This window comes from Chitinophaga polysaccharea (assembly GCF_007829335.1).
GTDB lineage: Bacteria > Bacteroidota > Bacteroidia > Chitinophagales > Chitinophagaceae > Chitinophaga > Chitinophaga polysaccharea_B.
In genome coordinates this window covers 360508-385413 of sequence record NZ_VIWO01000003.1, presented here as the reverse complement: position 1 = coordinate 385413, position 24906 = coordinate 360508, and the positions used below count along the sequence as shown (strand labels likewise).

Genomic DNA, 24906 nt, shown 5'->3' with positions numbered 1-24906 from the left:
AGGGGGTTTATTCAGATCTAAATGTAATAATAAATTTTGTTCCCTCGCCAGGATGACTTTCAGCCCGTATACTACCGCCCATCGCCTCCACCTGGGTTTTGGTAATGAACAGGCCTATTCCCTTTGCATCTTTGTTTTTGTGAAATGTTTTTCTGAACCCAAAAAGTTTGTTGCCAAAACGTTCCATATCTATGCCCACCCCATTGTCCTGTACGCTTAGTACGATGTTGTCGTTCTCCTTCCAGGTTTTCAAATGAACTGCGGGCGTGCGTTCTGACGAACGATAGCGGATCGCATTGGTGATAAAATTCTGCAGGATACTGTCCAGGTATACCTTGGGATATTCAATCATTGGTTCTTCATCAAAGTCAAAGGTAATCTGAATATGGCTGGTTTCAATATCTACCAGCAGCACATCCTTTACCTTTTGTAAGCGCTCGGCAAAGAGTAGTTTTTCCTTTTCCACGTTTACGTCTTTGCGTATCTGTACTACTTCCACCAGGTCGTTGAGGGTTTCATCAATTTTTTTGATGACTTCATGTACCATGCCCAGGTACAGATCCCGCTCGTGCTGCGCAATGGCTTCATTATGCATTTGCATCAGCGCCTTGAGATTGGCGATGGGCGCCCGCAGGTTATGAGAAGTAATATGGGCAAAGTCTTCCAGCTGCTTATTCTGGTTAACCAGGTTTTTATTGAGATTAGATAATTGGTCGTTGGCTTTTCTCAGTTCTTTTTGCAATTTCCTGCTGTCGGTGATATCGCGCATAAATACAGAAATACCGCCGTCCTGCATGGGGGTGAGCAGGAAATCGTACCATTTGTCGACCACCGGGAAGTAGATACCAAAAGACTGAGAGGTTTGTTGTTGTATACATTCCCGAAGCCGGGCGGAAAAAACGGTGCCACTGAGGCGGGGAAATTCTTCGAAGATATTGCTGCCAATGGCTACCGGATGGCCGATCATCTTTTCAGCCTTGCGGTTGAGGAAGTTGAGATTGCCGTTTCTTTCCATAGCGGCGTATCCCATATCGATGGTATCGAAGAAAAGCCGCATCAGCTCTGTATTGCGGGAGAGTGCGTCCTTTATTTCCACCTGTTCGGTAATATCCTGTACTACCCCGTACATGCGTACCAGTTTCCCATCTATATATCCCGGCTGACCGATAGAGCGTACTCTTTTCAGCTGCTGGCGGGCAGAGATAATAGAGAGTTGGGCATCGAAGGGCTTGCCGGTGCTCATACACTGATGGACCAGTGTTTCCAGGCTTTCGCGGGCTTCGGGGGTATAGAACGACAGGGCGCTTTCGTAGTCGACCGGGGATCCGGGGATGCAGTCGTGGATATAATACGACTGGTCGGTCCACCGCACCTGTTTACTTTCCAGGTCCAGTTCCCAGCCGCCTATTTTGCCGATGCTGCCGGTTTGTTGCAGGAATTCCTGGTTTTTCCGGTTTTCCAGCTCCTGCATTTTTTTATCAGTAATGTCGTTGACCAGGGCCACTACGATCATTTCCTTATCCACGGGCTCAATTACCGGGAACACGGTGAGGTCGAAGTATACTTCACGTCCGACTGTGGTCCAGCGTTTGTCCTGGGAGAAGTCGATACGTTTTTCCACGCGCAGGGACTTATTTTCTTCCAGGGCCTGGAGGAAGAGTTTATCCAATTCGAACATGGTGGCCAGGCTATCGTTCATTACATTGAAGGGCTGGCGCATCATGGTGGGATGCGGCGATTGGAAGAACTGGCGCTGGGTTTGATTAATGCGGCGTATAAAGCCGAAGTTATCGAACTGGATGTAGCCTATGGGTAGGTTTTCGATGATATTGTCGAGGAGCCTTTCGCTTTTCTGCAGGCTGAGTTCTGAGAGCTTTTTTTCCGTGATATCATCCAATATGAGGAAGATATTGACCATATTCCGCTGTGGATCGGTCAATGGGAAGATGGTGGCTTCAAAGTATACCGGGTATAGCCTGGTGATGTTTTCGTTAGTTTTTTCGCGGTAGCTGAGGAGTACTTCCCGTTTGAGTGTTTTGCCGGTTTTACGGACTTCATCAAACATCCCTACGAGGCCATTGAGGCGGTAGAAGGGATCTTCCAGCCAGTTGTAGCCTGGTTTGGTGAAGAAGGCATGTGTTTCTCCCCATATTTCCCGCTGGCGGGTATTCAGGTCGAGGCTGGTCCCGTCCGGAGAAAACTGCTGAAGGCCAAGTGGAAGATTTTCCAGTACCTGGCTATAGTAGGGCTCATTCTGCGCCCGTTTGATTTCAGCGAGTTTGCGGGCGGTGATATCCATGCCAATGAGTATGCAATGGGCCATGGTACCATCTTCCTGCATAAGGGGGCTGATGCCGGCTTCGACCCAGAGCGGTTGTTGGTCTGGTTTCAGGAAGCAGACCTGTTCCTGTACAGGCTGCCCTGCGAGCAGGGATGTCCAGATGCGCTGCCATTGGCGGGGATCGGCTGGCGGGAGTATGCTGGTAGCCGGCTGCCCAATTAATGCTTCGGCTGGTTGCAGTAATGCCGTTACCACCTGCGTATTTACCGCAGTCACTGTTCCCACAGTGTTGATTGTAACAGAGAGTGCACAGGCATTAATGGCGGATTCAAGGTGTTGCAAGTGCCGGTAATGCTGTTCCAGCATAACTACATTCATATGATAGCTGTGACTATGATCGTTGTGTCCCGAATGCCGAAAGTAGGCATAATATAACAAAAAACACTATTGTACAGGTAAAAGTAATAAAATGTTCCGGAAAGGTCAATTCCTCATAAAAGCGCTATTAACAAGGGGTGGCACGGGTAAAGTGTATCATTTATCCACTAGCTGTGGATTTTCAGTTTTTTCAAATTGTTAAACGATCAATATCTTTGGGACAACTTATTACATTAACATTTTTACTTAAATATCAAGAGATGAAAGTTTTGATTATCATGGGTTCTGAGAGTGACAAGCCAGTGATGGAAGAATCACAGAAACACCTTCAGTACTTTGGCATCGAGAATGAGATGATTGTGGCTTCAGCGCATCGGAATCCGGATAAAGTAAGAGAATTGTGTATAACCGCACAGGAGAAGGGATTTGGCGTAATTATTGCCGCGGCCGGTATGGCAGCAGCCTTACCGGGAGTGGTATCTGCTTACACTTCGCTGCCTGTTCTGGGAGTTCCTTTAGATGGTGGTTTACCTGGTGGTGTTGATGCGTTGTATTCTATCGTACAGATGCCTGCGGGTTTACCGGTTGGTACCCTGGCAGTGGGTAAAGCAGGTGCCCGTAATGCAGCTATCCTGGCCGCCCGTATTCTTGCTTTAGGCAACAAGGATATAGCCGCTAAAGTGGAATCCTTCAAGCAGAATGGGTACAGAATTTAGTGATAGCTTAACAATTGCGTCCTCCAGGTTATACAAGATTTAAATATATTCGATACGAACAGCGATTTCCTGGACAATTAAATCATAGAATCATTGACTGAATCCATTATCAATTTAGACAGTATTAATCCCATTGAGTTTTTCGGCGTTAACAACGGAAAGCTCGATCTGCTGAAAAAGAAATTCCCGTTGCTGAAGATCCTATCCAGGGGCACCCAGTTAAAATTGAGTGGGGCACCGGAAGAAGTGGCTACAGCGGAGGAAAAAATCAGTCAGATTGTGAAGTACCTGGAACGGAATGGTAATCTTACGGAGAACTATTTTGAACAGATACTTGGAGATGAGGAGGGCATAAAAATCGATAATTTCAGTGAGCGTAACCCCAATGAAGTATTGGTGTTTGGTCCTAACGGCCGTACAGTAAGGGCGCGTACATCCAACCAGAAGAAGATGGTGGCTATGGCGGAAAAGAATGACATTATTTTCGCGATAGGGCCGGCTGGTACTGGTAAAACCTATACGGCAGTGGCATTAGCGGTACGCGCATTGAAAAACAAAGCGGTTAAAAAGATTATTCTGACACGTCCTGCGGTGGAAGCGGGTGAAAGCCTGGGTTTCCTGCCGGGAGATCTGAAAGAAAAAATTGACCCTTATCTGCGTCCCCTGTACGATGCGCTGGACGATATGATCCCGGCTGAAAAGCTGAGTTATTATATGACCAACCGTGTTATTGAAATTGCCCCGCTGGCGTATATGCGTGGCCGTACCCTGGATAATTCCTTTATTATCCTGGATGAGGCCCAAAACGCCACTGATTTGCAGATCAAGATGTTTCTAACCCGTATTGGAGCTTCTGCACAGGCCATCATCACCGGTGACCTTACCCAGATAGATTTACCCAAAAATCAGCAATCCGGTCTGGAAAGAGCCACCCGTATCCTTCGGAACATTGAGGGGATAGGGCATGTGGAACTTGATGAAGAGGATGTGGTAAGACACCGCCTGGTAAAAGCAATCATCAAGGCATACGACGCTAACAAGGACAAATAAACCGATTTATTACCGGCTATTTTGTGGGGACTGTTGCGCTTCCGGGGTATTCCCGGTAGACGGATTAGTATCTGGCAAAATAGCCGGATTATCAAATATTAACTCTTTGTTAACGGCGTTTACCGTAAGTTCACCTGTTTTTACGAGAGGGAAAATTCAGTCCGGGAGCCTGTGAATAAGCGTAGCTGTAGTCGTAAGACTTTGCAGAATTGAAGTTTACCCCTATTTTTGTTGTGATATATTATAATTATCGACCGCATGACCAATTTTTTTCGAATCATGACACTGGCATTGACTACAACCTTCCTGCTGGGCAGTTGTAAGAAGAGAGCTACCCCAGAAGAGGTGGCGCTGGCCTTTATGCATGCCATTCAGGATTCGAACTACGACCAGGCAAGGGATTATGCCACCAAAGAATCCCAACAGGTAATACAGATCTATGCTATTTTCGACGGCCGCCGCAGTGGAGCAGAAAGGGAGAAAATTAAAAATGCGAAGATAGAAGTGGTGAATATAGAAGAGAATGGCGACAAAGCGGCTGTTACCATCCTGAACTCATCTGCCCACCAGAAAGAAGTGCTACAAATGGTGAAGGAAAACGGACAGTGGAAAATTTCCCTGACCTTCGACAGCATCATTCCTAATTACGCGCCACAAACTGGCAACACATTTGACTCCACCACTGTATTGCCGGCAGATACGACATCTTCCGCCGGTGCTATACTGCCTGAAACTAAATAATATTCTCCGTTCTTTGGCTTTTTGTACAAAAGGAGGATAATTTTTAGCTATTAACGGCCAGTTACCTTAATTTTGCCACGCATTAATGATTGAATGTGTGGCTTATTTCTTGTTTTTACTTAACGGAACCTTTTGACCATATCTTCATGAAAAGTGAGGTGAGTATTTTATTCACTTTTCAGCATTAATCCAATATTGAACAATAAACCTTAAAGTAAAGTAGATTATTATGATGACAAATCCCTGGCACAGTGTGAATCCCGGTTCTGAAGTGCCTAACATTGTAAATGCCATTATAGAGATTCCAAAGGGATGCCGTGCCAAATATGAACTGGATAAAGAAAGCGGTTTGCTGAAACTGGACCGTGTACTGTATTCATCTGTATACTACCCTGCCAACTACGGATTTATTCCACAATCTTATTGCGATGACCACGATCCACTGGATATCCTGGTGATCTCTCAAATAGAGTGCGTACCCATGTGTATCATTGAAGCCAAGGTAATTGGTGTGATGCAAATGATAGATGGTGGTGAAGCTGATGACAAAATCATCGCCGTAGCTGCCAACGATATGAGTGTAAACTATATCAACGATATCTCTGAATTGCCTCCTCACTTTATTGATGAAATGCGTCATTTCTTCGAAGAGTACAAAAAGCTGGAAAAGAAAACAGTGGTAGTAGAAGAATTCCAGAACAAAGCAAAAGCAAAAGAAATTATTGTAAAGAGCTTCGAGGACTATCGCAAAATTTTCAAACAGAGCTGATAAGAGCGAAAAGCTGAAAGCCGAAAGCAAAAAGCTATTGTAAAGATTGATCTAAGTGAATTTTTAAATACTCGCTAAGGTCCTCTCCACTATAGCCTTTTGCTTTCGGCTTTATGCTTTCTGCTCTTAAAAGAATCGTTTTATAATCCGCAGGCGGTGCGTACGAATGCCGGTATCCGTATTAATAATCCCTTCATTATCGATGGCATCGATGCGTACTTTGCCAGAGGAGTGAATGATTTCATGATCGTTGAGCAGGATCCCGACATGCGTAATTCGTCCTTCTTCATTATCAAAAAAGGCCAGGTCGCCCAGCTGGGCCTCTTGTAGAAATCCTACCAACTGTCCCTGACCAGCTTGTTGATAAGCATCCCGAAGGAGGGATATGCCGGAGAGTTTGAACACATTTTGCGTAAAGCCGGAACAATCCACGCCAAACACACTGGTACCTCCCCAGAGGTAGCCGGTATTTAAGAATTGCGCTGCCGCTGCTTTAAGTGCATCAACATCTACAGAATTGTTGTTATTTAACAAAACTGGTTTATCTTCGAATTTTATGGTGATAGAACCCCATTGAACGGTTGTGTTGCCGTGCCCTTTCACCAGGCAACCGAAAGGCACCTGCATAGGCACCCCGTTCATCGTAACGCGATTTACCCAACCCGGCAGATACCTGGTGGCCGGTTCCAGGAAAAGCGCTTCATCAATGGTTTCCAGGTGGGCGGCGGTGACCCACCCCATATATCCGTCGTATTGATTTTTTACCTGTACCCAGCCATCCGGAGCCGTATCAATAACAGATACAGCGGCACCCCATAACAGCTGGGAAATCATTTCACTCCTGTGTGAGGCCGTTCTCCGCAATGGCGCAACTGGCACAGTTACAATGGCGTATGGCATATTAATTGTGTAAATCCGTTTTATTATTCAATAATATTATGCGCTGAATGAACTTTTTCCGCTTTTGTACGTAAATATAAAGTAATAAGTTTATGCAACAACAGTTAACCAATTTATCGGACAAAGAGCTAATATCCCGCGCCAGAAAACAACATGACCGCGAGGCAGAAGGCGTATTGATGGACAGGTACAGCCATCTGCTGGTTGCAGTTACCCTTCCCCATATAAGTCAGCAATCCAACCTGGACCCCAACGTAGTCTTTCCTTCCCTTCTCCAGAGATTAAGTGCCAGTCTTAAAACCCAAACGATCTACAAGGTAAACGAATGGATTTTACATATACAGAAAGGGTATCTCGGTAAACCAGAGAAAAATACCCCATTCTATCCATCACGCGATGGGAGAGATTTACTCCATATCGAAAATACCGTAGACAAAGCCGCTACTAATATCATCGACCGACAGGACCTGATAGTGCGGCTGGAACAGGCTTTACAGCGACTTAATGCCGACGATCGGGCACTCATCACGCAATTCTATCTTGAAAATAAACCCTTTTCCGACCTTTCCGCTACCACTGGTATCTCCAGGGAAAAATTGAGAACACAGCTGAAAGCCGCCAAAGGAAAACTTGCCAAGCTATTTATGAATGGATATGTTAAGTAGTAAACCGAATAATGATAAAGTACTAAAGATTTTTTCTACGATCCGTTGCCTCAGCAGGGATCAGCTCCCACGTTACCTGGAAGGCCGGTTGACCGATGTAGAAAAACACCTGGTAGAGCAGCACCTCACAGATTGCGACCTGTGTTTTGATGCGCTGCAGGCATTGGAAAAAGAAGAAAATACAGACAGGTACCAGGACCTGACCAATAAGCTGCAACGCTATGTACATACCAGTATTCAGCCTGTTTCACACACCCAGAAGATAGCCCAGTATACCCGCAAGGAAAAGAACAAAGAGCATATGCTGGTATATTTCTGGATCGTTGCTTTTATTGGGCTCGGTATAGGCAGCGTATATGTAATGCGTGGTCATATCAGAAACCAGCCGCCGCCCATGCATATAATGGCCGGCCTGCCTGCTAAAGATAGCTCCGTTACTACCGCTGTCAGCAATCCACCGGTGGTAACACCTGTAGATCATACGACTACACCAGCACCGGAAGCCACACATACAGCGCCCGTTACACCACCAGCGAAACCAGTTCTGGCGGCAGCCCAGAAACCTGTAGATTCTGCTGCATTGAAAAAAGCTGCCGCCCTGAAAGCGGCGCAACATAAAGCTGCAGCCGACAGTATCCGCAAAGTACAGCAAGCCAACCTACTGAAGCAAAAACAGGATTCCATCCGCAAAGCCGCGGCCGATAAGGCAGACAAGGACAATAAAGCCAAAGATGACGATAACAAGGCGCCAGCAAAACCGGATAATAAGCCTGCACAGGTAGCCAAAGAACAAAAGGCGCCAGAACCAGCTAAAAAAGAATCAGTCGCTGCCTCTCCCATCAACAGTGACGAATACCTTTACAAAGCTGCCATGGTATACCAGCAACAAGGTAACCTGAGTGAAGCGATAGACAGGTACCGCAGATTAGAAGCTGTCAGCTCCGGCAAGTACGTAGAACTGGCCCGCTATCAACTCGCCATCTGCTATCGCAGCAAAGGACAAATGGGCAAAGCCCGCCGCATGTTCCGTGAAGTAATACGCATGGACGGCAGCATGAAAGACGCCGCCAAGCAAGCGCTGGATAGTATGTAAACTTTTTATATCAGAAAATATTATGGATTTTTGTGAATGCTGCATCTAGTATGCAGCATTCCATTTATTAGCCTGTGAATAATCCAGCCACACAACAACTAACAGACCAGGAGCTACTACAGCGGTTCAAAGCTGACAACAACAGTGATTGGATCGGTGTGCTGTTTGATCGCTATGCCCTGCTACTGCTGGGTATGTGCATGAAGTACCTGAAGAATGAAGAAGATGCGCGGGATGCCGTGCAGCAAATCTTTCTCAAGATGTTGTCCGACATCAATAAACATGAAATACAGTATTTCAGGGCCTGGATATACCAGGTAACAAAAAACTACTGCCTGATGCAGTTGCGACAAAAGCATATGAAATATAAGGAAGAAATTTCCGATAAGCATATGGGAGGTATCGCAGCAGAACAGGAAGATAAGCGGGTATACCAAGAAAAGGATCTCCTGCTGGAAAATATGGAACAGGCGATGAACCTGTTGAATCCTGAGCAACGGGACTGTGTGCGGCTGTTTTACCTGGAGAAGAAATCCTACCAGGAAATAGCCGATCAAACAGGGTATAGTTTACTACAGGTGAAAAGCTATATTCAAAATGGCAAGCGAAACCTGAAACTTTTACTGGAAAAACAACAACGCGCAAATAAAAGTTAATTTGCATCCATAGTGATATGAACGAGCATTTCAACGATATCTTTTCAACAACACGCTGTCTTTCGCAACAGCAGCTACTGGACTATGTACAGGGTAAGCTGACGGCTGAAGAACAACATGAAGTGGAAATGCACCTGTCTGATTGTGAGCTGTGCAGCGATGCACTGGAAGGGCTGGAAGCTATAAAAGATAAGGAAAAGATCCCCGGGTGGATCCGGCAGATGAAATGGGAGCTGCTGAAAAAATTACGCACCCGTTACCGGTCCCGGAGAAAATCTGAAAATTATATATACCTGGCCGTTATAATACTCTGTATACTTTTCTTATTACTGGCACTTTTCTGGACCTATCATTTTTCTACTATAAAACATTAAAGCAGATAGCTGTTAGCCAAAGCTAACAGCTATCTGCTTTAGTACAATGTCTTATCTCCCTTCTCTTTCCAGTCGCTGAATACTTCCAGGGCAGCAGCTTCCGGCATAGCAATGAGCGGAATCTTTTTATCGGTATGCGGCACGTTTATTTCCCGGTAAATGAATGAATCATCAAAATCGATCGCAGCGGCATCTTCCTTAGAATTGGCATAATATACCCTCTGCGGACGCGCCCAGTAAATGGCGCCCAGGCACATAGGACATGGCTCGCAGGAAGTATAGATTTCACAATCGTGCAACTGGAAAGTGCCGAGTTTTTTACAGGCTGCGCGAATCGCCACCACTTCTGCATGTGCCGTAGGATCAGTATCACAAAGCACCTGGTTCCATCCCTCTCCTACTATCTCATCGCCTCTTACGACAATAGAGCCAAAAGGCCCGCCATCACCATTTTCCATGCCCCTGCGGGACAATGCAATGGCATGCTGCATAAATCTTCTTTCTCTTTCTCCCGGCATATCGTTTAAGTTTTGATTCTTTCAAATTTACTGAAAGCGACTGATAAAACCCGTCTCCTCCGTGCGGTATAAGTACAAACCATAAAAAAAGCCCCGCGAAGAATCGCGGGGCTTATCGTTAACTATGTATCGTCGTATTTAGAATTACTTGTTTCTTATTACTACTACGCCATCAAACACATCAATCAACACTGGTTTGGATTTATCAATGTCGCCTGCGAGAATTTTCTTACTGAGCAGGTTAATGATTTCTTTCTGAATGAGACGTTTCAGCGGTCTTGCTCCAAACTGTGGGTCGTAGCCCTGAACTGAGAGGTATTCGAGTGCATAATCAGAAAATTCCAATATCATGCCATTTTTTGCAACCATGTCCTTCAGTTGTTGTAACTGAATGTTAATTATTCCTTTAATTTCACTTCTCATCAAAGGCTGGAACATGATTACTTCATCGACCCTATTCAGGAACTCCGGACGGATAGTTTGTTTCAGCAATGACATCACTTCTTCCTTCGTTTTATCTACTACTTCTTCCCTGTTGGCATCTGTGATATTTTCAAAGTTTTCCTGGATGATATGACTACCCATGTTGCTGGTCATGATGATGATCGTGTTTTTGAAATTCACCACCCTTCCCTTGTTATCGGTGAGGCGTCCATCGTCCAGCACCTGTAACAAAATGTTAAAGGTATCGGGGTGTGCTTTTTCGATTTCATCGAGCAGCACCACTGAATATGGTTTACGGCGTACGGCTTCTGTGAGTTGTCCGCCTTCATCATATCCAACATATCCCGGAGGCGCTCCTACCAGCCGGCTTACGGAGTGCTTTTCCTGGTATTCGCTCATGTCGATGCGGGTCATCATGTTTTCATCATCGAACAGGTATTCTGCCAATGCTTTGGCCAACTCTGTTTTACCCACACCGGTTGTACCCAGGAAGATAAAAGAACCGATAGGCCGGCGCGGATCCTGTAAGCCTGCGCGGCTGCGGCGAATAGCATCGGATACCGCGATGATGGCTTCATCCTGTCCTACTACCCGTTGGTGCAGCTCTTCTTCGAGCTGCAACAATTTATCTTTTTCACTCTGCATCATTTTAGATACGGGGATACCGGTTGCTTTCGCCACATTTTCTGCGATATCCTCTGCATCTACTTCCTCTTTAAGAAGACGTTTATGATTGGCAGATATTTTATTTAATTCTTCTGTCAGGTCGGTTACCAGTTTTTCCTGTTCTTTCACTTTACCATAGCGGATTTCCGCTACGCGTCCGAAATCGCCGTTACGTTCGGCCTGTTCTGCTTCCAGTTTCAGGTTTTCGATCGCTGACTTGGCGTTTTGTATCTGGTCTACTACTTCTTTTTCCGCCTGCCATTTAGCTTTGAAGGTATTGCGTTCTTCGCCGAGGCGGGCAATTTCTTCGCCCAGTTCACGCAATTTATCTTCATCGTTTTCGCGCTTAATCGCTTCTCTTTCGATTTCCAGTTGCCTGATCCTTCTTTCCAGTTCATCCAGTTCTTCCGGCATAGAATTCATTTCCAGCCTGAGTTTCGCCGCGCTTTCATCAATCAGGTCGATGGCCTTATCTGGTAAAAAGCGATCGGTAATATAGCGGTGCGATAATTCAACAGCGGCAATAATAGCTTCGTCTTTGATCAGCACATGATGGTGGCTTTCATACTTCTCTTTCAATCCGCGTAAGATAGAGATGGCATCTTCTACAGAAGGTTCGTCTACCAATACTTTCTGGAAGCGGCGTTCGAGCGCTTTATCTTTCTCAAAATATTTCTGGTATTCATTGAGTGTGGTAGCACCAATAGCGCGGAGTTCTCCTCTTGCCAGGGCGGGTTTCAGGATATTAGCCGCATCCATGGCTCCTTCCATTGCGCCGGCGCCGATCAGGGTGTGGATCTCATCTATAAAGAGGATGATTTCCCCATTGCTTTCGGCCACTTCTTTTACTACGCCTTTCAGTCTTTCTTCAAACTCACCACGGTATTTAGCGCCCGCCATCAGGGCTCCCATATCCAGCGCATAGATGGTTTTGGATTTAAGGTTTTCCGGTACGTCGCCGTTGATGATCCTGTGTCCGAGACCTTCCACGATGGCGGTTTTACCAACACCGGGTTCACCTACCAGGATAGGGTTATTTTTTGATCTGCGGGAAAGAATATGTAACGTTCTACGGATTTCCTCATCACGGCCGATCACGGGATCGAGTTTACCTTCCCGGGCCATTTCGTTGAGGTTCTTCGCATATTTCTGTAAGGTGTTATATTGATTACCACCTGTCTGTGAATTAACCGTGTCGCCTTTCCGCAGCTCTTTGATAGCGGCTTTCAGGCCTTTTTCAGTTAATCCGGCATCTTTCAGCAGTTTGGCGGTATCGTCGCTACCTCCAAGTATGCCGAGCAGCAGGTGTTCCACACTTACAAACTCATCTTTAAACTCCTTGATGGCAGCGCCGGCGCGGAGTATCGCGTTATTGGCATCGCGGCTCAGGGTTTGACCACCTTCTCCGCCTACGATGCGGGGATATTTATTGATCTGCTCATTGAGTTTACTGGTAACGAAAGATGTATTCACATCGTTCTTTTTTAATAAGTACTCAATGGGACTATCTTCATCATTTAATAAGGCCTTCAGCAAGTGACCGGTTTCGATGGACTGGTTCTGATTATTAAAGGCCAGTTGTTGGGCTTGTTGCAGTATTTCCTGCGATTTTATAGTGAAATTATTCAAATTCATATGTAGTTATTTTTGTCCTTTTTTTGATGTCATCAAACGTGCTTACGTAACAACAAACCCTGATCCAATGTTGTATATCCGGAAATTATGACATATACAATAAAGTTTTACTGCATTTTTAGCAGGAAGAGAAGGAGGAGACTGCTATTTTTTCAGGTTTCAGTAGCTGTAACAGCCTGGCAGTTAAAAGCTATCTCCTTATCAATCAATTCATTAATTAAAGAAAAATAGGTATTCTCAGCAATGTACAAGGTAAATTCTGATAGAATCAAACAACACGGCCGACTCTGTTGTTATAAAATTCCTGTGATGGCATAGTGGTATACCTATAGAGAAGCATCGAATCTAAGCAATACATTCCTCATTATTAAACCCTACAATTATGTCTTTCGATTTACTGGAAAGCGCCAAGAACATTTTCAACAACAATGTAGTCAGTCAGGCTTCCTCACAACTTGGAGAGAGTGAAGGAGGTATTCAGAAAGCATTAAGTGGAATTGTGCCGATGGTATTAAGCGGGCTGTTAAACAAGGCCAGCTCATCGGGCAACGCGGGCAGTTTACTGGACATGGTAAAAAGCGTAGCCGGGGATGCCAATCCCGTGGCTGTAGCTGGTGCGATCCAGGGTGGCGCAGGTGGTTTACTTGCTAAGGGGGCAGACCTGTTGCGCAGTTTATTCGGAGACAAAGTAGATTCCATTATCAGTATGCTGTCTAATTTTGCGGGGATAAAGGAATCGTCGGCCAGTACGTTGTTACAATCAGCGGCGCCGGCCACATTAGGTACGGTGGGGCAATATGCGGTACAAAATAATCTCACGCCCAATTCATTTCTGTCGTTACTGGATACGCAAAAAGATAAGATCCTGGGCGCTATACCAGGGGGGCTGAATATTGCCGGTATACTGGGCCTGGGCAGTATTGGAGAGTTGGGAAAGAAACTGGGGGGACTGGCCAGCGGCCTTGGCAGCACTGCTGCTACCACTGCAGGTGCAGTAAACCTGAAACAGGCCAGCAGCAGTAATCGCTGGATATGGTCGCTGTTACTGATATTGATTGCTATTATATTGCTGTGGTACCTGATGCGGGGTTGCGGTGGTAATAAAACCGGTACCACCACGACCGATAGTATCAGTACCGGGCAGCTGGCAGATTCGGCTTCTATGACCGTGCCGAGTCCAACCGCGCCTGTTGCTACCACCCGGGAAAGCATCAAAGTCACTTTACCCAATGGCACCGTACTGGATGCGTTCAAAGGAGGTATAGAAGACCAGCTGGTCACCTTCCTGAAAGATGATAGCCGTAAACCGGGCAAAGATGTATGGTTTGATTTCGATAACCTCAACTTCAAAACCGGCAGTGCAGAATTAACAGAAGAAAGTATGAAGCAGGTAGGCAATATTGCCGCTATTCTGAAAGCCTTCCCGAAAGCAAAAATCAAAATAGGCGGTTATACTGATCGTACAGGTGATAGTACTGCCAACCTTCGTCTTTCTAAAGAAAGGGCGGAATCCGTGCTTACGGCATTGAAGAAACAAAGCGCCAATGAAGCCCAGCTGCTGGGAGCAGAAGGCTATGGCTCACAATTTGCCAAAGCAGCTGCAGATGCTCCGGATGAAGAACGGAAAAAAGACAGGCATATTTCTGTGAGTGTGAGGGAAAAATAAACCATTGCTATAAAACGAGAACAGTCCCTCCCGCAGTTGGCGGGAGGGACTGTTCTCGTTTTATAAAGCTATTCTTATTCCTTTACCAATACCAACCGGTTTCTGTCGGCCCGGTAAATGCCGCCATAGAACTTCACGAGCTCGGGATATTCTGCCGCAGGAAATGTACCCGACTGCCGTTCCATTTTTCGTATATAGGTTACCGTATTGCCTTTTAATATGACGGTGGCGCTATAGTTACCAAATTTTGAGGACAGGCTTACCGGTGTTGGTACTGATTCCGGCTGATATCCCACAGGGAGGATGATTTCTACAGAATCTACATCGCGGTAGGCCATATTCAACCGGATATCCGACTGGCGGGAGCTATCGGGTTCCAGCTTCACCCCATCACGGGCGAAGATATTGGGATTGATAAACATTCGTTTACCCGTTACCGTGGCATAGTTATTCCCCTTTACCTTCATCATCTCTTCAATAGCCGGGGTGGCGGTTTCCAGCTCTTTATAACTATAATCTACAATATCATAGCTCGATAGCCCGAGGCCCTTACGCAGCAATTCCAGTTGTCTTTCCCGGCTCAGGCGATGAATCGCATCGCGCAAATCATCCTGTTGGAGTCCACTGGTTACTTTTACTGCGCTCAGTGCCATGTTTCCACTGGAATCTATAGTGGCGTTAATATGGCGGATTTGCTGGTTAAAATCCATACCATATACCGGTGTTCGCACCAGTTTGCTGTCTTTTTCATCCAACAGTAATACGGGCCTGTTGTCGGTAAAACCTCCCAGGTAGCCGGCGGGTAAATAAGGGTTGGTACATTCCAGCCAGGTGGTGTCCTTTTCGCCGGGTACGCACAGGATGACGTGGTTGAACTGGGAAGAAGGAAAATCCTCGCGGATAGTATGCGCATTTTCACCTGCTTTCACAGACACACAATTGGATTTGATGCCAGCTTCTTTCAATAATGCCATCATGTAGTTGGATAAGGCTTTACAGTCACCATAGCCTTTAGTGGCTACCGAAGCCGCATCAAAAGTTTGCCATCCTCCTATTCCCAGCTGTATGCTAATGTAGCGGCTGTTGCGCTGCATAAACTTATAGAGTGTTTTGATCTTTTCTTCCCGGCTATGCAGGCCATCGATCAGTTCGTGCACCTTTGCTTTGGTGGCATCCGGCAATACATCCCGGCCGGCATTGAGCTGGTAAAAAAAAGCGCCCAGTCCTTTCCAGGAATTTGAATTACCCTTATATTTATCCAATTCAAAATCGGTAGTACCCAGGAATACCGCAGGTGTACGACGGTAAAACTCTACGGCATTTAACTCTGATTTCAGCGCTTTGATTTGCTTTACCTCCCAGGCGTATGTTTTGGTACCCTTATCGGTAGTGGTAACCGGTTCCCCGTTGTATAAATAGCTGCGGAAGCGCAGGGTAAAATCGGCTGGTGTCGTTACTTTCAGGGTACTTTGTTCCACGGTACAATCAATATCTGATTGTGGCATCCAGGTGGGAAACCAAAGCGTGCTATAAACGCGTTCACTAAGTTCATATTCTACCGTATACGGGTATACGTTATAATAGAACTGGTGTGCTTTCAGGCGTTCATCCGTCATCAGGCTCCCATCATCTACGGCGCTCAGGTCTTTGATATCGCTTTGTTTGAGGCGTTTTATCTGTTTTCCTTCCGCATCATAGAGACTACCGCTGATACTAAGTATTTCGCTGAGCTTACTGTAGGGAACGACCAATCTTGCGTCATTAGCGCCTGCTTCATCCAATACAGTAACAACGTAGTGCCGGTTGATACGCATGTCTGTGAGATCATTTATCCTGATGGCCGTTTCCTCCAGGCGCTTAACGATGTGCGCATTTTCTTTCAGGGATGCCGGGATATTTTTCGCGGGATATTCGGGATCGCCCGCCCTTGCAGGCTGACCAGCCACGGCGAGGAGCAATGCAGCGGTTGTTGTTAGCAGCTTATGCATACGTTATTTTTTCTTCTTTAACACAATCTGTTCTGCTTCCTTTTTTACGATCAGGTCGTAAAATTCGCGCAGGCCACTATAATCTTCAGGCATAAAGTTGGCCTTTGTCAATTTGATGCGGCAACGTAATTGGATGTGGTCTTCTACCTGTTGAACCATGTATTGAAACAGGCCTTCCGTTTCATTAAAGTTGGCAATCGCCGATTTGGGCAGTTCATCTACCACATAGCCCTCTGGAACATCCATATTGAAAGAATAGATTTCATCAGAAACGCCGGTCATTTCCACAGGGAATTTGCGTTCCATGGAGGTGAAGGGATTCGATTTGTAGGCCTCTCCCATCAATGGGTTGATGTACACAATATCATCTCCTCCTACCTGCATTTTGAATTCATATTTTGTCATCACGGGTAATTCCAAGCTGTCGATGTCTTCAATTTCTTTGCTGGTCAGTTCAATTTCGCCGGTATAGGACTTGGCTATTTTTTTGAAGAACTCATCGCGGCCTTTGGCTTTCACCTGTTCCCGGATGTCGTACGATTCAAAGTAGGTGGGCCTTTGCATAAATGTACCGGCTACTGCACCATTTTCCATTTTACCCAGCAACACCGACGTAAACTTCTGTTCCCGCAGGGAATCGGCATTTAAAAACACGGGGGTGGCAAATTCATCGATGGTCCTGGCGGCGCCGTTATAGCATCCGGGCGGCAATTTTCCGAAGCCCATCAGGGGGTCCGACGCATCAAGGTCGTGAGATTCTTCTCCAATAGTCAAGTGCACTACCATGTAGTTAAAGTGGGTGAACAAAGGATAAAACTGGTACACATAGCCGTTGTCGCGGGTGCTGAGCAGCACTGGATCTGCTTTCAGACCAGCTTTGCGGAGCATGGCGGTCAGCAGCATGTTTACTTCTACTACGTTGCCGCTCTTCCCGGAAAACACTGTTTTCAGGGATTTCTCCATCCACAGGGCACTGTGGTCGGTACAGGTATAGTTATTACGTACCCAGTTATAGATCCGCTGTGCTTTTTCCTGGTCTGTTTTAGCATTTTTTACCAGGTCTTCCACCGTTCCGGAAAGGAATCCGTTATTATTATTGAGTACGCCGCCCAGGTCTTCTGCTTTCATCAGGTCTTTCATCAGTTCTTCCCAGGAGCTCTGTACAGGTTTCCGGGCTTCGTTGGGCCAGTTGTAAGCCGACAGCTGGAACTCTATTCTACGTACGTAGTTATCGACCGTTGTGATGAAGCTTTCGGGGTGGATCGCTGGTATTTCTTTCACCGCCCAGTGGTAGGTGGTTACGCCTGGTGTTACGGTAACCATGTCGGCAGGACCGGTAGCGCCGCTACGCTCCGTACGGAAGGAAAAAGTAACCCTGCTATAGTCTTTCTTTTCTATGGCAAACTTTTCATATCCCTGTGGGATGAGCATATAGTCGAAATATTCCGGAATGGCCACGCTGTATTCGCTCCAGAGACGGGGATATTCTCCCTGGAAGGTCCAGGAGCGCAGGTAACGGTAAAACGGGGACGTCACCGTATAAGCATATTCGATGATCGTACCTTCCTTTACGGCCGGCAGCGTAAACTTTTTTACCAACAGGGACTTATCCTGCTTATCGTTAAAGATGTTTTTACTGTCCATCCGGGTTTCCACCACTTCCCCGTTTTCCAGGTTATAGGCGGCGGCTTTGAGGTTGAGGAGTTTCTCTTCCCTGGTATCTCCTTTGTAGAGGGGCACTCTCACCGTGGCCACGTCGAAGCCGTTTTTATCCACGATTTTCACGCGGCGGTGCACTTTATAGACCAGGCGCAAGTCGCCACCATCTGCCTCAAAGGCAGAAGATCCAATTTCCGACAATACGATCGCATGGGCGCCGGTATCTTTCTCAAATCTTTTGTCGGTAAATTCTTCTTTGGAGACTTTTCCGAATTTCATTTTTCCATTTTCCTGGGCCAGGGCACTCAGGGACAACAAACCGCTTACCACGCAGGTAAGCAAACAAGGGATATAACGCATACAGTTACAAGGCATAGGGTAATTATGCCACATGAAGGTATAAAAAATCATGTAATTTTGTGGGGATGACCCATACTTTATTCATAAAGCAGCTGGCAAAGGAGCTGGGATTTGATCACTGTGGTATAGCCCGTGCGGAACAACTGGATGATGATGCGCGCCGGCTGGAGTCCTGGCTGAATAAGGGTATGCATGGCAACATGCAGTATATGGAAAACCACTTCGACAAGCGGATAGATCCTCGGAAGCTGGTAGAGGGCGCCCAGTCGGTGATTACGCTGTTGTTCAATTATTTTCCTTCCGCCGCGCAGCGGGCAGATGCTCCCCGTATTTCCAAGTATGCTTACGGCCACGATTACCATGAGGTGATCCGGGCCAGGTTAAAAACTATGCTGCTGCGCATGCAGGAGCATATCGGGCCGGTGCAGGGACGCGGGTTTGTGGATTCGGCGCCGGTATTGGAGCGGGCATGGGCGCGGCGTAGCGGGCTTGGCTGGATAGGCAAAAACGGGAACCTGATCCACAAGCAGGCAGGCTCCTTCTTCTTTATAGCCACCCTGATTACTGACATTCCCCTGGAGTACGACGGGCCGGTGGCCGACTATTGCGGGTCATGTACGCGCTGCCTGGACGCCTGTCCCACCGAAGCGCTGGTAGCGCCGGGCGTAGTAGATGGCAGCAAATGTATTTCTTACTTTACCATAGAGCTGAAGGATCAGCTGATACCGGAGAAGATGAAGGGACAGTTTGACGACTGGATGTTTGGCTGTGATACGTGCCAGGACGTATGTCCCTGGAACCGTTTCTCCAAAGCCCACCAGGAAGCGGAGTTCAACCCTATTCCGGCTATCCTGAACTTTACTACCCGTGACTGGGAAGAGCTGACAGAAGAAGCATTTAAAACCATTTTCCGCCACTCTCCCCTGAAACGCAGTAAGTTTGCCGGGATCCGCAGGAACCTGCAATTCCTGGGACATTAGCCATTATCGTTTTATTTTCGATAACAGCCATTTGGTGAGATCCACAGCTGCTCCATAGTTTTCATAATCAGGCGTAAGCCTTTCCCCGTTTACATATTCATTATAAAACCAGGGGTCGCCTACCGCAAACACGGTGCCTTTACCCACGGCGGCAACCGCCATAATTACATGGCCACCATCTTCATACACTGTCCTTGCGGGCTTTTTCAGCGTGAGCGTAGATAGTTCTTTGATATATACTTTGCTTACGCCTGAGAATATTTCATGCCCCGGGGGAATTTTAAAAGCACCCTGCGCCCAGTTACGGCCTTGTACGCGGTTTTTACTGTCGCCGTTGAAATGAATACCGAATTTTTCACTGAGTTTATTAAAATGTAAGAAGTCGGCGTTTAGCGAATCATTTTCCATCAATACCAATACCCCACCGGCTTTCACCCAGTTATAAATTTCCCGGGCATCCTTTTCATTCATGTAATTAGGATGTGGCGATTCAGTGTCGGTATCCGGATCAATGATCATATAGATATCGGTATGCTGTAAGTTAGCCATGGTAGGAGCTTCCAGCAGGCTATCTTTTCTTACGCCGAGGGAATCGAAGATGCCGCCCCAGATAGACAAGCCACCGTTATCGGTTTCATTCCAGATATAGTGCCACCTGAATGGGTTACCGGCGTGGTCTTTTTTAAATTCGTTGTTGTAATAGTAATCAAGGGTGACCTTTGGAGACTTTGCGGGCTGTTGGGCTACGCTGACGCAGGCAAGGCCGGTCGACAAGAATAGGCTGAGTGCGAGTACTTTCATGGAATTTTTAAAATTGGCAAAAAAATACTCAATATTCTTTAAAGATTATAATTCCAACCGGTTGCTGAAATTATCATGCAAGTAAAAAGGAGACGCCAGCCTCCCTTCCTATAATTTTAAAAATATAGTTTGCTAATTTCTTGACAATCGTTTTAGCTTCCCCTACTTTTGTATGGCAAGTGGCTGGCAACCCGCACACCATCGCAAAATATCACTTATTATATACCGGTTTTACCGGGCTATTAGCTGATTAACTTTTTATGGACCTGAGTGCCATAACGTGGAATTTTAGCAATAAAGGTCGAATTCTTTCGACCTTTCTTTGTTTATAATCGTTTTGTGTTATATTGTTGCGCCATAATAATTGTCAGGCTAACATTTTTTTCAACCAAGGGCTGTGCACATGCGGAAGTGGGCTATTACATTTTTCTTTTTTCTACTATTTACCGGGACATTACCGGGTCAGACCCTTGCTTACCAATTTAACCGGATTGATATTAACCAGGGCCTATCAAACAACCAGGTGAACTGCATTTTCCGGGATAGTACCGGCTTCCTATGGATTGGCACAGGAGCAGGACTGAACCGATTTGATGGTTACCATTTTACTGTTTATCTCCACGACTTGCGGGATAGCAGTTCTTTATCCGACAACAATATCAGCCAGATCATGGAAGGGCCGGCGCGGCAGCTCTGGATCAGGACCCGCAGCGGTATCGATATTTATGATCCCGTTACCGGCCGTTTTAACCGCCACCCGGAAATATTGCTGCAGCAGTGGGGCATTCCAGGCAATACACTAACAGCTATCATCAGGATGCCTTCGGGCCAGTACTGGCTGCTACACCCTACTGCCGGCATTTTTATTACAGATGGACAACATACGGCCACACGGCTTACGCATAACGCCGACACCAGCAGTATAGCCACCAATAGCGTTGCTGCACTGGTAGCCGACAAAGCCGGTTATTGCTGGCTGCTGCACAACAACGGTATCCTGGAAAAGATGGACAGCCGTACTCATCGTGTCCTCTATCGCAATAACAGCCTGGCCGGTGCTAACTGGTCGATGGTGGCCGACAATGACGGAGATCTCTGGCTGTTCAACAACAATGAAGACAACGGGGTCTACCACTTTAATGTCCGTCAGTATACCTTCCGGCATATAGACCAGCATACCCCTGGCCTCGCGCTTAATAATAATATCGTGAGAGGCATTGTACCTGATAACAATGGACTGATATGGATAGGCACCGATCATGGAGGCATTAATATTATAGATAAAAAAGCACAGCTGGTCCGTTATATCGAAAACATCAGCGAGGATAGCCGCAGCCTGAGTCAGAATAGTATTAATGCCCTGTATAAAGATAACACCGGTATCATCTGGATCGGCACCTTTAAGAAGGGGCTCAATTACTACCATGAAAACATGGTAAAATTTCCGCTTTACCAGCATATGCCGTATAGCCGTAACAGTTTGCCGTTTAATGATGTGAACCGGTTTGTGGAAGACGAAAAAGGCAATCTCTGGATAGGCACCAATGGGGGTGGATTAATCTATTTCGACCGCAGTCACCATACCTTTACCACCTACCGCCATGATCCCGCCAACCCCAATAGCATATCAGGTAACGTAGTTGTGAGCCTTTTAATAGACCATGCCCACCAATTGTGGGTAGGTACTTATTTTGGAGGATTAGACCAGTTTGATGGCCAACGGTTTGTACACTACAAACATGATCCTAAAAACAACAGCAGCTTAAGTGACAATAGTATATGGGAATTGCTGGAAGACAGTCAGCATCGCCTTTGGGTGGGCACCCTGGCGGGGGGGCTGAATCAACTGGATCCTGTCACCAATAAAGTTGCGCATTTCCAGCCGGCCGTTCCTTCCAAATATGTTTCTGCGCTGCTGGAAGACAAGCAGGGAAGCCTGTGGGTAGGTACCTCTGATGGTTTGGATATACGTAACCCTGGAACGGGGATCTTCCGGCATTACAGCAATGATCCCAATAATGCGGCGGGCCTGAGTCATAATAACGTAGTATGCATTTTCCAGGACAGCCAGGACCGTGTATGGGTTGGTACCCGTGAGGGACTGGATCTTTACAATCCGAAAGACGACAGCTTCACGACGTTCCGGAAAAGCGATGGTCTTCCGGACAATACCGTATTGAACATACTGGAGGCCAATGATCATACCCTTTGGATGAGCACCCCCAATGGTTTGTGCAATATGACCTTTCAGTCCGGCACTAACAGTAAGGGACCTACGTATCACTTCAAGAATTACGATGAATCGGATGGGCTGCAGGGCAAGGATTTCAACGAAAATGCCGCCCTGAAAACCAGCCGGGGTGAGCTGATCTTTGGCGGAGGGAATGGGTTCAATTTGTTTTATCCCAACAGCATTGCCCTTAACAAAAACATACCACCGGTTGTATTAACCGATCTGCAGGTTTTTAACAAGAGCATACGATCCGGTGAAAAAATCAACGGAAGGGTACTATTGCCGGGGGCCATCTCTGAAATACGCAGTATTACCCTGCAACATGGAGAGAACGTTTTTTCCCTCGAGTTTGCGTCACTGAACTACTTTCATCCGGAAAAGAACCTGTATGCCTATATGCTGGAAGGGTTTAACAAAGACTGGCTGTATACCGACGGAACGCAACGCAGAGCTACTTTTACCAACCTGGACCCGGGAGAATATACCTTCCGGGTAAAGGCATCCAATAATGACGGCATATGGAATGATGCAGGACTTACCTTAAAGATCAGGATAATTCCCCCTTTCTGGAAAACCTGGCCCGCCTTCCTGTGTTATGTGTTACTGATCATAAGCGCATTGTTACTGGCCCGCCGGATCATCCTGGAGCGGGAAAGGCTGAAGTTCCGGATGGCGCAGCAAACACAGGAAGCTGCCCGCATGCATGAACTGGATAGCCTGAAGATCCGCTTCTTCACCAATGTGAGCCATGAATTCAGGACGCCGCTCAGTCTCATTATTACGCCCCTGGAAAAAATCATCAAACAAACCGGGGAGGCGTCGTTAAAAGCGCAATTGGAGCTGATGCAACGGAATGCACGGCGGCTGCTGAACCTCGTTAACCAGTTGCTCGACTTCCGTAAAATGGAAGTACAGGAAATAAAATTGCATACCAGCGAGGGAGATATCATCAGTTTTTTACGGGAGCTCACCGGTTCCTTTTCAGACCTTTCCGATAAAAAGCATATCTCGCTTATCTTTCAGAGCAATGTGCAGGAATTGAAGATGCTGTATGATGCTGACAAAATAGAAAAGATTCTCTTTAACCTGCTTTCCAATGCCTTCAAGTTTACCCCGGAAGACGGCGCCATTAGCGTGCAGGTACAGTACCGGGAGTCCAATGCCCAACTGGAAATAGCTGTAAAAGATAACGGTATTGGTATTCCGCTGGAAAAGCAGGATCATATCTTCGAGCGTTTCTTCCAGCATGATTTGCCCGCATCTGTAGTGAACCAGGGCAGCGGCATTGGCTTATCCATTACCCACGAGTTTGTAAAAATGCATGGCGGCAATATCAGCGTAGACAGTGCGCCGGAAATGGGCAGCTGCTTTACCGTGGTATTGCCGGTGAAGGCAGTTACTCCCGCCGTTGCCGGCGCCATGGAGGAAACCATCCGCACACAGCAAGCCACACCTGCCGTTGCCACCCCGGTGAACAACAACAGCAAAAAGCCGGTAGTGTTGTTGGTGGAGGATAATGAAGATTTCCGTTTTTACCTGAAAGATAATCTGTCGCAATATTTTCAGATACTGGAAGCCGAAAACGGGTTGGTGGCCTGGAAGCTGTTGCAGCAAACCCTCCCACACTTAATTGTCAGCGATATTTCCATGCCCGAAATGGACGGCCTGGAACTTTGTAAAAAAGTGAGGGCTCAACAACGTACCGCCCACCTGCCGGTAGTATTGCTCACCGCCCGGGCGGAAGAAGCCCAGCAGCTGGAAGCCCTGGAAACAGGTGCATCAGATTATATTACCAAGCCTTTTAATTTTGAGGTATTATTATCGCGACTCCGCAATATTATCTCTCAACAAACATCCCTGCGGAAAACCTTCCAGCAGTATATAGAAGCCAATCCCAGCGAAATTGCCATTTCTTCTGCCGACGAGCAATTTATTCAGCAGGCTTTACAGACTGTAGAGAAAAACATTTCCAATCCCGACTTTTCCGTTGAGGAACTAAGCCGGGCGTTGTTTATGAGCCGTGTATCCGTTTACAAGAAAATACTGGCGCTTACCGGGCGGTCGCCCATTGAGTTTATCCGGAGCATCCGGTTGAAACGTGCCGTTCAGCTGCTGGAAAAAAGCCAGCTCACCGTAGCGGAAGTAGCCTATGAGGTAGGATTCAACAACCCTAAATATTTCACCCGTTATTTTAAGACGGAATATAATGTATTGCCATCGCAATATAGAGCAGAAAGCATAAAGCGGAAAGCATAAAGCGATTGTAGCGAATGGCCAACAAGTGATAAAATTGCTATCTACTATAAGAGCTTTATGCTTTCCGCTCTTTTAAA

18 protein-coding genes are annotated in these 24906 nt (G+C 46.5%); 11 read left to right on the top strand and 7 right to left on the bottom strand.

Going from position 1 to position 24906, the window contains the following annotated elements; all coding sequences use genetic code 11:
- Nucleotides 1-7: 7 nt before the first annotated feature.
- Entirely contained in the window at nt 8-2659 is a 2652-nt protein-coding gene (locus tag FHW36_RS13145) for a PAS domain-containing sensor histidine kinase (RefSeq protein ID WP_145669258.1), read from the bottom strand.
- Between the two features lie 260 nt (nt 2660-2919).
- On the opposite strand from FHW36_RS13145, the gene purE reads away from it, so the two are divergent.
- From purE to FHW36_RS13125, 4 genes are all read left to right on the top strand, one after another.
- Nucleotides 2920-3375 carry a 5-(carboxyamino)imidazole ribonucleotide mutase gene (gene purE, locus FHW36_RS13140; RefSeq protein ID WP_145669256.1) on the top strand — a complete coding sequence of 152 codons (456 nt, stop codon included), beginning with the start codon at nt 2920-2922 and terminating at the stop codon, nt 3373-3375.
- 93 nt (nt 3376-3468) lie between these two features.
- Nucleotides 3469-4425, top strand: a complete 957-nt coding sequence (locus FHW36_RS13135; protein ID WP_145669253.1) for a PhoH family protein — start codon at nt 3469-3471, stop codon at nt 4423-4425.
- 258 nt (nt 4426-4683) lie between these two features.
- On the top strand, nt 4684-5166 hold the full coding sequence (locus tag FHW36_RS13130; protein ID WP_145669250.1) for a DUF4878 domain-containing protein: 483 nt from the start codon (nt 4684-4686) through the stop codon (nt 5164-5166).
- Between the two features lie 229 nt (nt 5167-5395).
- Entirely contained in the window at nt 5396-5935 is a 540-nt protein-coding gene (locus FHW36_RS13125) for an inorganic diphosphatase (protein WP_222429067.1), read from the top strand.
- Nucleotides 5936-6061: 126 nt separating this feature from the next.
- Here the strand turns inward: FHW36_RS13125 and FHW36_RS13120 are convergent, their stop codons facing one another.
- On the bottom strand, nt 6062-6835 hold the full coding sequence (locus FHW36_RS13120) for a C40 family peptidase (RefSeq protein ID WP_222429066.1): 774 nt from the start codon (nt 6833-6835) through the stop codon (nt 6062-6064).
- A gap of 92 nt (nt 6836-6927) precedes the next feature.
- Here FHW36_RS13120 and FHW36_RS13115 point away from each other — a divergent pair, with 92 nt between their 5' ends.
- The 4 genes from FHW36_RS13115 to FHW36_RS13100 all read left to right on the top strand — a co-directional run bounded on the left by FHW36_RS13115 (nt 6928) and on the right by FHW36_RS13100 (nt 9623).
- The gene (locus FHW36_RS13115) at nt 6928-7500 is read left to right on the top strand and encodes an RNA polymerase sigma factor (protein ID WP_145669244.1); all 573 of its coding nucleotides are present in this window, start codon (nt 6928-6930) and stop codon (nt 7498-7500) included.
- Complete coding sequence (locus tag FHW36_RS13110; RefSeq protein WP_186452424.1) at nt 7490-8593, top strand: zf-HC2 domain-containing protein; 1104 nt, start codon at nt 7490-7492, stop codon at nt 8591-8593. The genes FHW36_RS13115 and FHW36_RS13110 overlap by 11 nt, the downstream gene beginning before the upstream one ends.
- A 74-nt stretch (nt 8594-8667) precedes the next feature.
- The gene (locus FHW36_RS13105) at nt 8668-9249 is read left to right on the top strand and encodes an RNA polymerase sigma factor (protein ID WP_145669239.1); all 582 of its coding nucleotides are present in this window, start codon (nt 8668-8670) and stop codon (nt 9247-9249) included.
- A 17-nt stretch (nt 9250-9266) separates the two neighbouring features.
- The gene (locus tag FHW36_RS13100; protein ID WP_145669236.1) at nt 9267-9623 is read left to right on the top strand and encodes an anti-sigma factor family protein; all 357 of its coding nucleotides are present in this window, start codon (nt 9267-9269) and stop codon (nt 9621-9623) included.
- Between the two features lie 38 nt (nt 9624-9661).
- On the opposite strand, the gene FHW36_RS13095 is transcribed toward FHW36_RS13100, so the two are convergent.
- A complete protein-coding gene (locus FHW36_RS13095; protein ID WP_145669233.1) occupies nt 9662-10141 on the bottom strand; it encodes a nucleoside deaminase in 480 nt (159 codons plus the stop codon).
- Nucleotides 10142-10285: 144 nt separating this feature from the next.
- A complete protein-coding gene (clpB, locus tag FHW36_RS13090; protein WP_145669229.1) occupies nt 10286-12886 on the bottom strand; it encodes an ATP-dependent chaperone ClpB in 2601 nt (866 codons plus the stop codon).
- A 382-nt stretch (nt 12887-13268) separates the two neighbouring features.
- Between clpB and FHW36_RS13085 the strand changes: the two genes are divergently transcribed.
- Complete coding sequence (locus tag FHW36_RS13085) at nt 13269-14552, top strand: OmpA family protein (RefSeq protein WP_145669223.1); 1284 nt, start codon at nt 13269-13271, stop codon at nt 14550-14552.
- A 74-nt stretch (nt 14553-14626) separates the two neighbouring features.
- On the opposite strand, the gene FHW36_RS13080 is transcribed toward FHW36_RS13085, so the two are convergent.
- Both FHW36_RS13080 and FHW36_RS13075 read right to left on the bottom strand, forming a co-directional pair.
- Nucleotides 14627-16540, bottom strand: coding sequence for a DUF3857 domain-containing protein (locus FHW36_RS13080; RefSeq protein WP_145669215.1), 1914 nt, complete (start codon nt 16538-16540; stop codon nt 14627-14629).
- A gap of 3 nt (nt 16541-16543) precedes the next feature.
- The gene (locus tag FHW36_RS13075; RefSeq protein ID WP_186452423.1) at nt 16544-18559 is read right to left on the bottom strand and encodes a DUF3857 domain-containing protein; all 2016 of its coding nucleotides are present in this window, start codon (nt 18557-18559) and stop codon (nt 16544-16546) included.
- Between the two features lie 65 nt (nt 18560-18624).
- Here FHW36_RS13075 and queG point away from each other — a divergent pair, with 65 nt between their 5' ends.
- A complete protein-coding gene (gene queG / locus FHW36_RS13070) occupies nt 18625-19539 on the top strand; it encodes a tRNA epoxyqueuosine(34) reductase QueG (protein ID WP_145669207.1) in 915 nt (304 codons plus the stop codon).
- Between the two features lie 3 nt (nt 19540-19542).
- Here the strand turns inward: queG and FHW36_RS13065 are convergent, their stop codons facing one another.
- A complete protein-coding gene (locus tag FHW36_RS13065; RefSeq protein ID WP_145669202.1) occupies nt 19543-20340 on the bottom strand; it encodes a DUF4350 domain-containing protein in 798 nt (265 codons plus the stop codon).
- A gap of 403 nt (nt 20341-20743) precedes the next feature.
- Between FHW36_RS13065 and FHW36_RS13060 the strand changes: the two genes are divergently transcribed.
- Complete coding sequence (locus FHW36_RS13060; protein WP_145670229.1) at nt 20744-24829, top strand: hybrid sensor histidine kinase/response regulator transcription factor; 4086 nt, start codon at nt 20744-20746, stop codon at nt 24827-24829.
- Nucleotides 24830-24906: the final 77 nt, after the last annotated feature.